This window comes from Streptomyces sp. NPDC101132, assembly GCF_044759225.1.
Taxonomy (GTDB): domain Bacteria; phylum Actinomycetota; class Actinomycetes; order Streptomycetales; family Streptomycetaceae; genus Streptomyces.
The window spans coordinates 119,474-132,631 of record NZ_JBIVYX010000008.1 but is presented as its reverse complement, the minus strand read 5'-3'; the positions used below and the strand labels follow the sequence as shown (position 1 = coordinate 132,631).

Annotated in this window: 13 protein-coding genes; 7 read left to right on the top strand and 6 right to left on the bottom strand. The window is 74.0% G+C overall.

The window, feature by feature from the left end:
* Positions 1 to 14 precede the first annotated feature (14 nt).
* Together ACIQUR_RS19900 and hisS are read left to right on the top strand one after the other, a co-directional pair.
* Positions 15 to 725, top strand: coding sequence for an MBL fold metallo-hydrolase (locus ACIQUR_RS19900; RefSeq protein WP_403665796.1), 711 nt, complete (start codon positions 15 to 17; stop codon positions 723 to 725).
* A gap of 10 nt (positions 726 to 735) precedes the next feature.
* Positions 736 to 1,998, top strand: coding sequence for a histidine--tRNA ligase (gene hisS, locus ACIQUR_RS19895; RefSeq protein WP_403665794.1), 1,263 nt, complete (start codon positions 736 to 738; stop codon positions 1,996 to 1,998).
* Positions 1,999 to 2,083: 85 nt separating this feature from the next.
* On the opposite strand, the gene ACIQUR_RS19890 is transcribed toward hisS, so the two are convergent.
* Genes ACIQUR_RS19890 through ACIQUR_RS19875 form a run of 4 tightly spaced genes read right to left on the bottom strand, consistent with a single transcriptional unit; the run spans position 2,084 to position 5,662 of the window.
* A complete protein-coding gene (locus tag ACIQUR_RS19890; RefSeq protein WP_403665792.1) occupies positions 2,084 to 2,704 on the bottom strand; it encodes a response regulator in 621 nt (206 codons plus the stop codon).
* The gene (locus ACIQUR_RS19885) at positions 2,701 to 3,951 is read right to left on the bottom strand and encodes a sensor histidine kinase (protein WP_403665790.1); all 1,251 of its coding nucleotides are present in this window, start codon (positions 3,949 to 3,951) and stop codon (positions 2,701 to 2,703) included. Before ACIQUR_RS19885 ends, ACIQUR_RS19890 begins: the two co-directional genes overlap by 4 nt.
* Positions 3,909 to 4,760, bottom strand: a complete 852-nt coding sequence (locus ACIQUR_RS19880; RefSeq protein ID WP_403665788.1) for an ABC transporter permease — start codon at positions 4,758 to 4,760, stop codon at positions 3,909 to 3,911. Before ACIQUR_RS19880 ends, ACIQUR_RS19885 begins: the two co-directional genes overlap by 43 nt.
* Positions 4,757 to 5,662 carry an ABC transporter ATP-binding protein gene (locus ACIQUR_RS19875; protein WP_403665786.1) on the bottom strand — a complete coding sequence of 302 codons (906 nt, stop codon included), beginning with the start codon at positions 5,660 to 5,662 and terminating at the stop codon, positions 4,757 to 4,759. Before ACIQUR_RS19875 ends, ACIQUR_RS19880 begins: the two co-directional genes overlap by 4 nt.
* A gap of 147 nt (positions 5,663 to 5,809) precedes the next feature.
* Between ACIQUR_RS19875 and ACIQUR_RS19870 the strand changes: the two genes are divergently transcribed.
* From ACIQUR_RS19870 to ACIQUR_RS19860, 3 genes are all read left to right on the top strand, one after another.
* Positions 5,810 to 6,415 (top strand): vitamin K epoxide reductase family protein, encoded by a 606-nt coding sequence (locus ACIQUR_RS19870; RefSeq protein WP_403665784.1) that lies wholly within the window; start codon positions 5,810 to 5,812, stop codon positions 6,413 to 6,415.
* 123 nt (positions 6,416 to 6,538) lie between these two features.
* The gene (locus ACIQUR_RS19865; RefSeq protein ID WP_403665782.1) at positions 6,539 to 7,888 is read left to right on the top strand and encodes a replication-associated recombination protein A; all 1,350 of its coding nucleotides are present in this window, start codon (positions 6,539 to 6,541) and stop codon (positions 7,886 to 7,888) included.
* A 153-nt stretch (positions 7,889 to 8,041) separates the two neighbouring features.
* Positions 8,042 to 8,758: an HNH endonuclease family protein gene (locus ACIQUR_RS19860; RefSeq protein ID WP_403665780.1), complete on the top strand. Its 717-nt coding sequence runs from the start codon at positions 8,042 to 8,044 to the stop codon at positions 8,756 to 8,758.
* 22 nt (positions 8,759 to 8,780) lie between these two features.
* On the opposite strand, the gene ACIQUR_RS19855 is transcribed toward ACIQUR_RS19860, so the two are convergent.
* Positions 8,781 to 9,470 carry a DUF2470 domain-containing protein gene (locus tag ACIQUR_RS19855; RefSeq protein ID WP_403665778.1) on the bottom strand — a complete coding sequence of 230 codons (690 nt, stop codon included), beginning with the start codon at positions 9,468 to 9,470 and terminating at the stop codon, positions 8,781 to 8,783.
* A 296-nt stretch (positions 9,471 to 9,766) separates the two neighbouring features.
* Between ACIQUR_RS19855 and rpsD the strand changes: the two genes are divergently transcribed.
* Complete coding sequence (rpsD, locus tag ACIQUR_RS19850; RefSeq protein ID WP_403665776.1) at positions 9,767 to 10,378, top strand: 30S ribosomal protein S4; 612 nt, start codon at positions 9,767 to 9,769, stop codon at positions 10,376 to 10,378.
* 57 nt (positions 10,379 to 10,435) lie between these two features.
* Here the strand turns inward: rpsD and ACIQUR_RS19845 are convergent, their stop codons facing one another.
* Entirely contained in the window at positions 10,436 to 12,574 is a 2,139-nt protein-coding gene (locus ACIQUR_RS19845) for an ATP-binding protein (protein ID WP_403665774.1), read from the bottom strand.
* Positions 12,575 to 12,724: 150 nt separating this feature from the next.
* On the opposite strand from ACIQUR_RS19845, the gene ACIQUR_RS19840 reads away from it, so the two are divergent.
* Positions 12,725 to 13,153: a DUF948 domain-containing protein gene (locus ACIQUR_RS19840; RefSeq protein WP_403665772.1), complete on the top strand. Its 429-nt coding sequence runs from the start codon at positions 12,725 to 12,727 to the stop codon at positions 13,151 to 13,153.
* Positions 13,154 to 13,158: the final 5 nt, after the last annotated feature.

Genomic DNA, 13,158 nt, shown 5'->3' with positions numbered 1-13,158 from the left:
ATCTGAGGACGAACGTGCTCATTGCCGGGTTCCCCGCCGGGGCCTGGGGGACCAACTGCTACGTGGTCGCCCCCGCCGCCGGCGAGGAGTGCGTGATCATCGACCCGGGCCACCAGGCCACCCAGGGAGTCGAGGACACCCTCCGGAAACATCGGCTCAAGCCCGTCGCCGTCGTCCTCACCCACGGCCACATCGACCATGTCGCCTCGGTGGTTCCGGTCTGCGGGGCGCACGACGTGCCCGCCTGGATCCACCCCGAGGACCGCTACATGATGAGCGACCCGGAGAAGGCGCTGGGCCGTTCCATCGGGATGCCGCTGATGGGCGAGCTGACCGTGGGGGAGCCGGACGACCTCCGCGAGCTCACCGACGGCAGCGAGCTGAAGCTGGCCGGTCTGGACTTCACCGTCGCGCACGCGCCCGGTCATACCAGGGGGTCGGTGACCTTCCGGATGCCCGAGCTCGCGGACGTGCCGTCCGTGTTCTTCTCGGGCGACCTGCTGTTCGCCGGCTCCATCGGACGCACCGACCTGCCCGGCGGCTCCCACGCCGAGATGCTCGAGTCGCTGGCCCGCGTGTGCCTGCCGCTCGACGACTCGACCGTGGTGCTGTCCGGCCACGGCCCCCAGACCACCATCGGCCGCGAGCGCGCGACCAACCCGTACCTCCGGGAAGTCGCCGCCGGCCTGGGAGACGGCACCGCCGCCCCACGACGAGGAATGTGACGAGAGTTTCGTGAGCACCTTCAAGGCCCCCAAGGGCACGTACGACCTGATCCCGCCGTACTCGGCGAAGTACCTGGCGGTGCGCGAGGCCATCTCCGGCCCGCTCCGCACGTCCGGCTACGGCTACATCGAGACCCCCGGCTTCGAGGACGTCGACCTCTTCGCCCGCGGCGTCGGCGAGTCCACGGACATCGTGACCAAGGAGATGTACGCCTTCGAGACCAAGGGCGGCGACAGGCTCGCCCTGCGTCCCGAGGGCACCGCCTCGGTGCTGCGCGCGGCCCTGGAGGCCAGCCTGCACAAGCAGGGCAACCTGCCGGTCAAGCTCTGGTACTCGGGCTCGTACTACCGCTACGAGCGCCCGCAGAAGGGCCGCTACCGCCACTTCTCGCAGGTCGGCGCCGAGGCGATCGGCGCCGAGGACCCCGCCCTGGACGCCGAGCTGATCATCCTGGCCGACCAGGCGTACCGCTCGCTGGGCCTGCAGAACTTCCGCATCCTGCTGAACTCGCTGGGCGACAAGGAGTGCCGCCCGGTCTACCGCGAGGCGCTCCAGACCTTCCTGCGCGGCCTCGACCTGGACGAGGAGACCCTGCGCCGGGCGGAGATCAACCCGCTGCGGGTGCTGGACGACAAGCGCGCCGACGTCCAGAAGCAGCTCGTGGACGCGCCGCTGCTGCGGGACTACCTGTGCGACGCGTGCACGGCGTACCACGAGGAGGTGCGCGCGCTGGTCACCGCGGCGGGCGTGGTCTTCGAGGACGACGCGAAGCTGGTGCGCGGCCTGGACTACTACACCCGTACGACCTTCGAGTTCGTGCACGACGGCCTGGGCTCGCAGTCCGCGGTCGGCGGCGGCGGCCGCTACGACGGCCTGTCCGAGATGATCGGCGGCCCCGCGCTGCCGTCCGTCGGGTGGGCGCTGGGCGTGGACCGCACCGTGCTGGCCCTGGAGGCCGAGGGCGTGGAGCTGGACATCCCGGCCGCCACGGCCGTGTTCGCCGTCGCCATCGGCGAGGAGGCCCGCCGACTGCTGTTCGGCAAGGTCACCGAGCTGCGCCGGGCCGGGGTCGCGGCCGACTTCGCGTACGGCGGCAAGGGCCTCAAGGGCGCCATGAAGGACGCGAACCGCAGCGGCGCGCGGCTGACCGTGGTCGCCGGCGAGCGCGACCTCGCCGAGGGCGTCGTCCAGCTCAAGGACATGGAGTCCGGCGAGCAGACCGCGGTGCCGGTCGCGGACCTGGTGGCGGCCGTCCGCGCGAAGCTGGCCTGACGCCGGCCGGCCGGAAGGCCGGCGCGACACCGACCGGACGCCGGAGGGCCCGCCGCGAGCGGCGGGCCCTCCGGCGTCCGTGCGTCTACAGCAGGCCCTCGCGCAGGGCGGTGGTCACGGCCGCCGTGCGGTCGTCCACGCCCAGCTTGCCGAAGATCCGCAGCAGGTGGGTCTTGACCGTGGACTCCGCGACGTACAGGCGCCGGCCGACCTCGGCGTTGGTCAGGCCGTCCGCGACCAGCCGCAGCACCGCCACCTCGCGGTCCGAGAGCCGGGGCCGCTCCGGCTTCGCCCGCAGCCGGTCCACCAGGCGGCCCGCGACCGTGGGGGCCAGCACCGTCTCGCCGCGCACGGCCGCCCGTACCGCCTCGGCCAGCTCACCGCGGGCCAGGTCCTTGAGCAGGTAGCCGGCGGCGCCGGCCTCCACCGCCCGCAGGATGTCGCGGTCCGTCTCGTACGTCGTGAGGACCACCACCCGGCAGGGCAGGCCCGCCGCGGTGATCCGGCCGGTCGACTCGACCCCGTCGCCGCCCGGCATCCGCAGGTCCATCAGCACGATGTCCGGCCGGAGTTCGGCGGCCAGGGCCTCCGCCTGGGGGCCGCTGGCGGCCTCGCCGACCACTTCCAGGTCCGGTTCGGCGCTGAGCATGCCGCGCAGGCCCTCCCGTACCACGGGGTGGTCGTCGGCGAGCACGATGCGGATCACGGGGCACTCCCGGGGTCGGTCGGCAGGGTGACGGAGACGGTGGTGCCCAGGCCGGGGGCACTGGTCACGGACGCGGTGCCGCCCGCCTCCGCGGCGCGGGCGCGCAGGCCGCGCAGGCCGAACCCGCGGGCCGGGGCGTCCGGCGCGAAGCCGCGGCCCCCGTCCCGTACCGACACCGTCAGTTCGTGGTCACCGTAGGCGAGCGAGAGCCGGACCGCGGCGCCGGGGCCCGCGTGCTTGGCGGCGTTGGCCAGCGCCTCCTGGCAGGTGCGCAGGGCCACCACCTCCAGGGCGGGCGGCAGCGGCCGCACCGGGCCGGTGACGGCGACCGCGGCCGGCGGTTCGTGCCGGGCGGCCAGCCGCCGTACCGCCTCGGGCAGCGAGCCGCCGTCCAGGTCGGCCGGCGCGCCGCCGGCGACCAGGGCCCGCGCCTCGGCGAGGTTCTGCCGGGCGGTGACCGCCATCAGTTCCAGGTGGCGGCGGGCCTCCGGCAGGTCGTGGTCGAGCTCGGACTGCACGGCCTGGACGAGCATCAGCAGGCTCGTGAAGCCCTGGGCCAGCGTGTCGTGGATCTCCCGCGACATCCGCTCCCGCTCGGCCAGCGCGCCGCGCTCCGCGGAGAGCCGGGCCACCTCCTCCCGGCGGGCCTCCAGCTCGGCGATGAGGCGCGCGCGGTCCCTGCTCTGCTCGATGATCCGGATGATCCAGCCGCCGAAGAAGGCGGAGAAGACCAGGGTCACCACGGCGAACACGGAGTTGAAGAAGACCACGTGGGCCGGGGGACGCCAGATCAGGGCCCAGCCGGCGACCGGTACGAGGTTCAGCACGGCGGACGCGGCCATCGCCCGGCGCAGCGACAGCAGCATGAAGCAGTGCGGTGCCAGGGCGAAGGTGGCCAGCCGGGTCTCGCCGGCCAGGAACCCGGCGGGCAGGAACAGGGCCATCGCCCCCGCGAGGTACACCGTCGAGCGCCGCAGGTCCTCCCCCTCGCCGAGGATCGCCGGCCGCCCCACCACCGCGTACCAGGGCACCAGGAGGGCCAGCAGGCCCACGGCGGTGAGCCGGTACGGGGCGGGCGGTTCGGCGGCCCCGAGCAGGAACACCGCGGTCGCGGCCCAGACGACCGCGAAGTAGAGGTCCCAGGGCCGGAACGCGCGCTCCCACACGTGGGCGTCGCGCGCTCCCGCGCTCCCGGCGAACTCCGTCAGCCGTCGCGGCGGTTCTTCCACGTGAAGGTGAGCAGACACAGCACCAATCCTCCGACGCACCAGGCGCCCAGCACCAGGGCGATCCGTCCGTACTCCCAGCTCCCCGCCTGCTCCAGCACGGCGGCCGACTCCGGCAGGAACACCCCGCGGAAGCCCTGGCACATCCACTTCAGGGGGAACAGGGCGCCGATGTTCAGCAGCCAGTCGGGCAGCGAGCCGACCGGGATGTACACCCCGGAGACGAACTGCAGCACCAGGAAGGGCAGGACGACCACGGAGGTGGCGCTCTTGCCGGAGCGGGGCAGGCTGCTGATCGCGATGCCGAGGAGCGCGCAGCCGGTCAGGCCGAGGGCGAACACCCAGCCGAACGTCAGCCACTTGGCGGTGGTGCCCGGCAGGTCGAGGCCGAACAGCGCGGTGCCCACGCCGAGCAGCAGCGCGGTCTCGGCCAGCCCGGTGACCAGCACCAGCCAGACCTTGCCCAGGAAGTACGCGGCCGGCGGCATCGGCGTGCCGCGCAGCCTGCGCAGCACCTTCTCGTCGCGCTCGATGGCGATGGAGATGCCCAGCGACTGGAACGAGACGGACATGACGCCCGCGGCGACCATGCCGGCCGCGTACAGCTGGGAGGCGGTGATGTCGGTGCCCTCCACCTGGTCCCGGAAGATCGAGGCGAACAGGGCCAGGAACACCACGGGGAAGGCGAAGGTGAAGATCACCTGGTCGCGCTGGCGGAAGAACTGGCGCAGCTCCAGGACGCCCCGGGCGAGGCCCAGGGTCCAGGCGCCGGGCAGGGCGCGGGCGGTGGCCTCCGGAGAGGTCGCGGCCGGGGCGGCGGCGGTGGTCATCGGACGTCCTTCCGGGTGAGGGGGCCGGCCGGGGCGGCCGGGGGGTCGGCGGGGCCCTGCTGCCCGGTCAGGCGCAGGTACACGTCCTCGAGCGTGGGGCGGGTCACGCGCAGCCCCGGGACCTCGCCGTCGAAGCGGGCCGAAAGCTCGGCCACGGTCCGGGTCGGGGTGTCCGTCTCGACGGAGCGGGACGCGCCGTCCGGGCCCTCGGTCCACTCGACGGTGGCGCCGGTGCCGAACCGGCGGCGCAGCGCGGCCGGTTCGCCCTCGGCGACGACCCTCCCGCCGGCCACCACCGCGAGCCGGTCGGCCAGGGCCTCGGCCTCCTCCAGGTAGTGGGTGGTGAGCAGGATGGTCGTGCCCTCGTCCGCCAGCTGCCGGATCAGCTCCCAGAACTGCCGCCGGGCGGCCGGGTCGAAGCCGGTGGTCGGCTCGTCGAGGAGCAGCAGCCGCGGGCCGCCGATGACGCCGAGCGCCACGTCGAGGCGGCGGCGCCGGCCTCCGGAGAGGCCCTTGACCCGCCGGTCCGCCTCGGCCTCCAGACCGACCAGGGCGATCACCTCGCGCGGGTCGCGCGGCGCCGGGTAGTAGCGCGCGAAGTGCTCGACGGTCTCCCGTACCGTCAGCTCGGCCGGGGCCGACTCGTCCTGCCAGACGATGCCCACCTTGGAGCGCCAGGCCCGGCCGGCCGTCGCGGGGTCCGCGCCGAGGACGGCGACCTCGCCGCCGTCGCGGTCGCGGTGGCCCTGGAGGATCTCCACCGTCGTGCTCTTGCCGGCGCCGTTGGGGCCGAGGAGGCCGAAGACCTCGCCCTGCCGGATCGTCAGGTCCAGGCCGTCGACGGCCCGGACCTCCCCGTACTGCTTGCGCAGTCCGCGTACTTCCACTGCCAGAGTTGTCATGTCCGACAGCCTGGCGGGCGGGTGGCCGGAACGGTCCCCCCGGCCGGACGGACTCGTGTCCACCGAACGGTGGACAGCGGGGCCCGTGCGGCACAATGACCTTGCTCCTACGGGCCGGACGACCGATGACGGGAAACGAACGACGCCATGACCACCACAGCTGAGAAGACCACGCGGACCGTCGGCGGGAGCAGGGCGCTGGCGTGGCTGCTGGTGATCACCGGGGCCGCGGGCCTGCTGGCCTCCTGGGTGATCACGATCGACAAGTTCAAGCTCCTGGAGGACCCGAACTTCACCCCGGGGTGCAGCCTCAACCCCGTGGTGGCGTGCGGCAACATCATGAAGAGCGACCAGGCGTCGGCCTTCGGCTTCCCGAACCCGATGCTGGGCCTCGTCTCCTACGCCGTCGTGGTCTGCGTCGGCATGAGCCTGCTGGCCGCGGCGAGCTTCCGGCCCTGGTACTGGCTGACCCTCAACGCGGGCACCCTCTTCGGCGTGGGGTTCTGCACCTGGCTGCAGTACCAGTCGCTGTACGTCATCAGCTCGCTGTGCCTGTGGTGCTGCCTGGCCTGGGTCGCCACGATCTTCATGTTCTGGTACGTCACCGCGCACAACATCCGCGAGGGGCTGCTGCCGGCTCCCGCCTGGCTGCGGAACTTCCTGGCCGAGTTCACCTGGGTGCTGCCCGTGCTGCACGTCGGGATCATCGGGATGCTGATCCTGACCCGCTGGTGGGACTTCTGGACCTCCTGAGCCCCGGGGTGGACCGCCTGAGCCCCGGGGCCGCCCCCGTCTGCCGGGGCGCCGCCTCCGTGGCCGGCCGGGCGGCCACCGGGCCGGGCCTGATTGTCGGCGGCCTGCCCTAGGCTTTCAGGCGTGGAACCCGATCTGTTCACCGCCGCCGCCGAGGAGCGCCAGGAGAAGGACCCGGCGAGCTCCCCGCTCGCCGTCCGCATGCGCCCGCGCACCCTGGACGAGGTCGTCGGCCAGCAGCACCTGCTCAAGCCCGGCTCGCCGCTGCGGCGGCTGGTGGGGGAGGGACAGGGCGGCCCGGCCGGAGCCTCCTCCGTGATCCTGTGGGGCCCGCCCGGCATCGGCAAGACCACCCTGGCGTACGTGGTCAGCCAGGCCACCCAGAAGCGCTTCGTGGAGCTGTCCGCGATCACCGCGGGCGTCAAGGAGGTACGGGCGGTCATCGAGGGCGCCCGGCGCGCGGCCGGGGGGTACGGCAAGGAGACGGTCCTCTTCCTCGACGAGATCCACCGCTTCAGCAAGGCCCAGCAGGACTCGCTGCTCCCGGCCGTCGAGAACCGCTGGGTCACGCTGATCGCGGCGACCACGGAGAACCCGTACTTCTCGGTCATCTCCCCGCTGCTCTCCCGCTCGCTGCTGCTCACGCTGGAGCCGCTCACCGACGACGACCTGCGCGGCCTGATGCGGCGCGCGCTCACGGAGGAGCGGGGGCTCGGCGGCGCGGTCACGCTGCCGGAGGACGCCGAGGCGCACCTGCTGCGGATCGCGGGCGGGGACGCGCGGCGCGCCCTGACCGCGCTGGAGGCGGGCGCGGGCTCCGCGATCGCCAAGGGCGAGGACGAGATCACGCTCCAGACCGTGGAGGAGGCCGTCGACCGCGCGGCGGTCCGGTACGACAAGGACGGCGACCAGCACTACGACGTGGCCAGCGCGCTCATCAAGTCCATCCGGGGCTCGGACGTGGACGCGGCGCTGCACTACCTCGCGCGGATGATCGAGGCGGGGGAGGACCCGCGGTTCATCGCCCGGCGGCTGATGATCTCGGCCAGCGAGGACATCGGGCTGGCCGACCCGACGGCGCTGCCGACGGCGGTGGCCGCGGCCCAGGCGGTGGCGATGATCGGCTTCCCGGAGGCGGCGCTGACCCTCTCGCACGCGACGATCGCGCTGGCGCTGGCCCCGAAGTCGAACACCGCCACCACGGCGATAGGCGCCGCGCTCGCCGACGTCCGCGCCGGCCTGGCGGGGCCGGTGCCGGCGCACCTGCGCGACGGCCACTACAAGGGCGCGGCGAAGCTGGGCCATGCGCAGGGGTACGTGTACCCGCACGACGTGCCGGGCGGGATCGCGGCGCAGCAGTACGCGCCGGACGCGGTGGCGGGCCGGCGGTACTACGAGCCGACCCGGTACGGGGCGGAGGCGCGGTACGCGGACGTGGTCGAGCGGGTGCGGGGGCGCCTGCGCGGCGAATGAGGGCCCCGGCCCCGTGCCGGGTGCGGGTCCCCGCCCTGCGGGGCGGGTCCCTCCCCGGACCCCCGCCCTTCCACCGCCGGAGGGGCCGACGGCGCGGGGTCGGGGGCGGAGCCCCGGTTTCGGGAAGGGGCGCGGTGGGGAACCGCTCAGCGCATGCGTCTGCGTTCAGCCCTCGTTGCCGTAGTCCTCGCAGCCCTGGCCGGCGGGTGCCACCAGCGGGGTGACCCGGACGCCGCAAGGGCGAGCGCGGCGGCGCTCGTGGCACGCGTGCCGCCGGCCGGCAAGGGGTTCCCACCCGAGGCCGCGACGGCCAGGGGCCGGCTGGCCGGCCTCACGGTCGCGTGGGGGAAGAACTGGCAGACGTACCGCCGCGCCGCGTTCGGCCCGGCCTGGTCCGACGACACCGACGCGCCCGGCGGGCGCAACGGGTGCGACACCCGGGACGACGTCCTGCGCCGGGACCTGAAGGAGCTGAGGGAGGGCGACCGCAATCCCTGCGTCGTGCTCTCCGGGGTGCTCGACGACCCCTACACCGGCAAGCGCCTGCCGTACAGCCACCGCAGGGCGTCCCGGATCCAGACCGACCACGTCGTCGCGCTCGGCGCGGCCTGGCGGGCCGGGGCGTACGCGTGGACCCCGGAGCGGCGGCTGGCGTACGCCAACGACCTGGACGTCCTGCTCGCGGTCGACAAGCAGACCAACCAGGACAAGGGCAGCAGGACCGCCGACAAGTGGCGCCCGCCGCGGCGGGACTACTGGTGCGAGTACGGGCGGCGGTACACCGGGATCAAGCACAAGTACGGGCTGACGGTCACCCCGCCGGAGAAGCTCGCGCTGGAGGAACTGCTCGCCGCCTGCCCGCCCGCCTGAGGGCCGGCCGTGGCCGCGGGGGTCAGGCCGACGCCGCCTCGAAGAGCGTGTGCATCGCGCGCCGCAGGCCGCACACGTCCCGGACCGGCTCCGGGAAGTCGAAGCGCGCGTCGAAGGGCCGGTCGCCGGTGAAGCGGATCCGCAGCCCGAAGCGGTCCAGCGCCAGCGGCACCGCCCGGCGGCCCCCCGCCTCGGCCTCGCGCGCGCCGAGCAGCCCGCAGAGCCCGCCCACCCGCTCGCCGTGGGCCGCGTGCAGGTGCTGGAGCAGCTCCGCCTCGTGCGCGGCCAGCGGGTCCGGGGCGGCCCCGGCCAGGGCGTCGGGGTCCACGTACTCCGTGCCCCACAGGTCGTCCACGCCGATCTCCCCGACCTCCAGGCGCAGCAGCATCCACGCCGGGCGGCCGTACGCACCCGGCGCGGGGTCCGGGTGGAGGGCCTCCCCGAGACCCAGCAGCTCGCCCACCGGCTGCCGCTCGGCCAGCAGCATCGCGGCCGCCGCCCGCTCCTCCCCGCGCACCGGGGTGAGCCACCCGGCGAGCCACGCGCGGCCCCGGATACGATGGGGCACGGACACCGGCGCCACGTCCGTGATCTCGATCACGGCGGTGAGGTCGTCGTCCTGGGCGTGAGCGGCCGCCCTGGCAGCCGCGCTCTCCCCTGGAACCAGGAGGAGCACGTCCCCGTCCGGGGTGACGGTCCGCGCGACCGGCACCCCTGTCCCCGGCTCTTCGGACCCGTACGCGCCCCGCGCGTCACGAGCACCCGGCAGAGTGAGGGATACTGAGGCGTTGGACTCAACGAGGGTTCGTACGCGCTCGGCTCCGGTGGGCTGTCGAGCGCCTTCCCTGGGACGCGGCTGACCTTGCCTACCGTCGTCGTCAGCGGACGTGGATTGGTTCTCGTCCGAACTGCGATGCGCACTGGGCAGGGGGATCCCATGTGGTCGAGACATTACGTCCTCCTCGAATAAGGTAAGGCTCACCTAACTTACATGGAGGTAGGTTCCTCGTGAACCAGGCACGACCCAAGGTCAAGAAGTCTCGCGCCCTCGGCATCGCCCTGACGCCGAAGGCCGTCAAGTACTTCGAGGCTCGCCCCTACCCGCCGGGCGAGCACGGCCGTGGCCGCAAGCAGAACTCGGACTACAAGGTCCGTCTGCTGGAGAAGCAGCGTCTGCGCGCGCAGTACGACATCTCCGAGAAGCAGATGGCCCGCGCGTACGACCGCGCGAAGAAGGCCGAGGGCAAGACGGGCGAGGCGCTGGTCGTCGAGCTCGAGCGTCGCCTCGACGCCCTGGTGCTGCGTTCGGGCATCGCCCGCACCATCTACCAGGCCCGCCAGATGGTCGTTCACGGCCACATCGAGGTCAACGGTGCGAAGGTCGACAAGCCGTCGTTCCGCGTCCGTCCCGACGACGTCGTGACGGTCCGCGAGCGCAGCCGCGACAAGCACCCGTTCCAGGTCGCCCGTGAGGGTGGCTACGCGGGTGAGGGCGAGACCCCTCGCTACCTGCAGGTCAACCTGAAGGCCCTGGCCTTCCGCCTGGACCGTGACCCGAACCGCAAGGAAATCCCGGTCATCTGCGACGAGCAGCTCGTCGTCGAGTACTACGCCCGCTAAGCCTCCGCGCGCGTAGGGGTGGCCCCGGCGGCGACGCCGGGGGAACCCACGGACTGGTCAGGCCCGCCGACTCCCCTCACGGGAGCCGGCGGGCCTGTTCCGTTGTACGGCCCCGCCGGCCCGCGGCGTCGGCAGCGCCACCCGCCCCCGGGCCGGCCCGCGCAGCGCCCGCGCGGCCAGCGCGTCCGCGTCCAGCGTCCGGCCCTCGGCCGCCAGGGCCGCGTACCGCTGCTCGCCCAGCGCCTCGCCCGCCTGCTCCCGGCAGGCCAGCCGCGGGCCGTTGAAGTACCCCGAGCCGAACAGCCGCAGGCCCACCGAGTCCCACAGCCGGTCCGCCGCGCCCTGGAGCACCGCGGCCTCCGCCGGATCGCCCTCGGTGGCCGTCAGCAGCGCCAGCAGCTCCACCGCCAGCACCAGGCCCAGCAGGTCGTGGAAGGCGTGGTTGATCGTCACGCACTCGCCGAGCAGCGCCCGCGCCCCCGGCAGGTCGCCCGCGCCCAGCGCCGCGTACCCCAGCACGTACAGCGCGTACGCCTTCGCCCACCGCTCCCCGTGGTCCTCGCAGATCTCCCGGACCTCGTGGCACAGCCGCAGCGCACCCGCCATGTCGCCCTGGAAGGCCAGCGCCAGCGCCAGCTCGACCTGGCACATCAGGACGTTGCTGTTCAGCTCACCGACCTCGCGGTACTGCTCCAGCGCCGCCCCGAACAGCTCCCCGGCCCGCTCCACCTCGTCCGAGACCAGCGCCAGGCAGCCCAGCCGGTGCACCGCGTACGCCATCGCCACCGGGTTCCCGGCCGCCGCGGCACCGTCCCGGCACTCGTGCAGCGCCGCGAGCGCGGCCACCGGGTCGCCCTGCAGGGCCGCCACGTACCCCAGCACCCACAGCGCCTTCAGCCGCGAGCCGTCGTGGTCCGCCGTCACCTCCAGCGCCCGGTCCAGCCAGTGCCGCCCCTCCGCCAGCCCTCCGCAGCCCGCCCAGTAGAACCACAGCGTGCCCGCCAGGTACTGGCCCAGGTGGCCGTCCTCCGGGTCGTCCAGGCAGCACTCCAGGGCCAGCCGCAGGTTCGGCAGCTCCGTGTCCACCCGCGCGGCCACCTCCGCCTGCCGCGGGCTGAACCAGTCCAGCTCGCACCAGGTCGCCAGTCCCATGTACCAGTCCCGGTGCCGCCGCCGCAGCCGTTCGGCCTCGCCCTGCGCCGCCAGCCAGCCCGCCCCGTACTCCCGTACGGTGTCCAGCATCCGGTAGCGGACCCCGGCCGGACCCTCCTCGCGGACCAGCAGCGACTGCGCCAGCAGCTCGCCGACGACGTCCAGCACGTCGTCCTGGGGCAGCTCGGGCCCCCCGCACACGTACTCCGCCGCGTCGAGGTCGAACTGCCCCGCGAACACCGACAGCCGGGCCCACAGCAGCCGCTCCTTCGGGGTGCACAGCTCGTGGCTCCAGCCGATCGCCGTACGCAGCGCCTGGTGGCGCGGCAGCGCGCCGCGCGCCCCGCCGGTCAGCAGCCGGAACCGGTCCTCCAGGCGGGTGAGCACCTGCCCCACGGACAGGCTCCGCAGCCGCCCGGCCGCCAGCTCCACCGCCAGCGGGATCCCGTCGAGGCGGCCGCACAGCTCCGCCACCGCCTCCCGGTTGGCCTCCGTCAGGGCGAAGCCGGGCACCACCGCCCCGGCCCGCGCCGCCAGCAGCTCCGCCGCCTCCGGCCCCGCCATCGGGGCGAGCGGGAAGCACTGCTCGCCGTCCAGGCACAGCGGCCTGCGGCCCACCGCCAGCACCCGCAGCCCCGGCGCCCGGCGCAGCAGCTCCCGCACCAGCTCCGCGCACGCGTCCACCAGCTGCTCGACGCCGTCCAGCACCAGCAGCGCCCGGCGGCCGGCCAGGTGCTCGGCCAGCACCTCGCGCGGCGCCCGCGCGGTGTGGTCCGTGAGGCCCAGCGCCTCCGACACGGCGTGGTCCAACAGCGCCGGGTCGCGGACGGCGGACAGCTCCGCCAGCCACACCCCGTCGCAGTAGCGTTCCTGCACCTGGCGGGCGGCCCTCAGGGCCAGCCGGGTCTTCCCCACGCCGCCGACACCGGTCACCGTCACCAGCCGCGAGGCCTCCAGCAGCCGCCCCAGCTCGGCGAGTTCGGGACCCCGCCCGAAGAAGCCGTTCAGCTCCGAGGGAAGATTGCCGTACGTGCTTGCTCGCATGGGACACGGAGCGTACTGCTCCGGATGCGCTGCGTACAAGGCGCTCGTCGAACCCCGGAATTCCGGTACGGCGGCGTACCCCCGGCGCGATAGGGTCGGGGCACGGCTTTTTCGTTTTTCGATGTGTTCTTCGATCAGGGAGCGGTGCACGTGTCCGGTGGAGAGGTGGCCGGGATCATCGTGGCCGTCTTCTGGGCGATCCTGGTCTCGTTCCTCGCCGTGGTGCTGGCGAGGCTGGCCCAGACGCTCAGGGCGACCACCCGGCTCGTGGCGGACGTGACCGAGCGCGCGGTGCCGCTGCTGGCCGACGCCTCCACGACCGTGCGCTCCGCCCGCACCCAGCTCGACAAGGTCGACGCCATCACCAGCGACGTCCAGGAAGTCACCTCCAACGCCTCCGCGCTCTCCTCGACCGTCGCCTCCGCCTTCGGCGGCCCGCTGGTCAAGGTCGCCGCCTTCGGCTACGGCGTGCGCAAGGCGCTGGGCCGTACGGAGGAGGTGCCCGCCCGGGCGACCCGGCGTACGGTGATCGTCGGACGGACCGTACCCGCGGCCCGGCGCCGGAAGCAGAAGGACTGAGATCG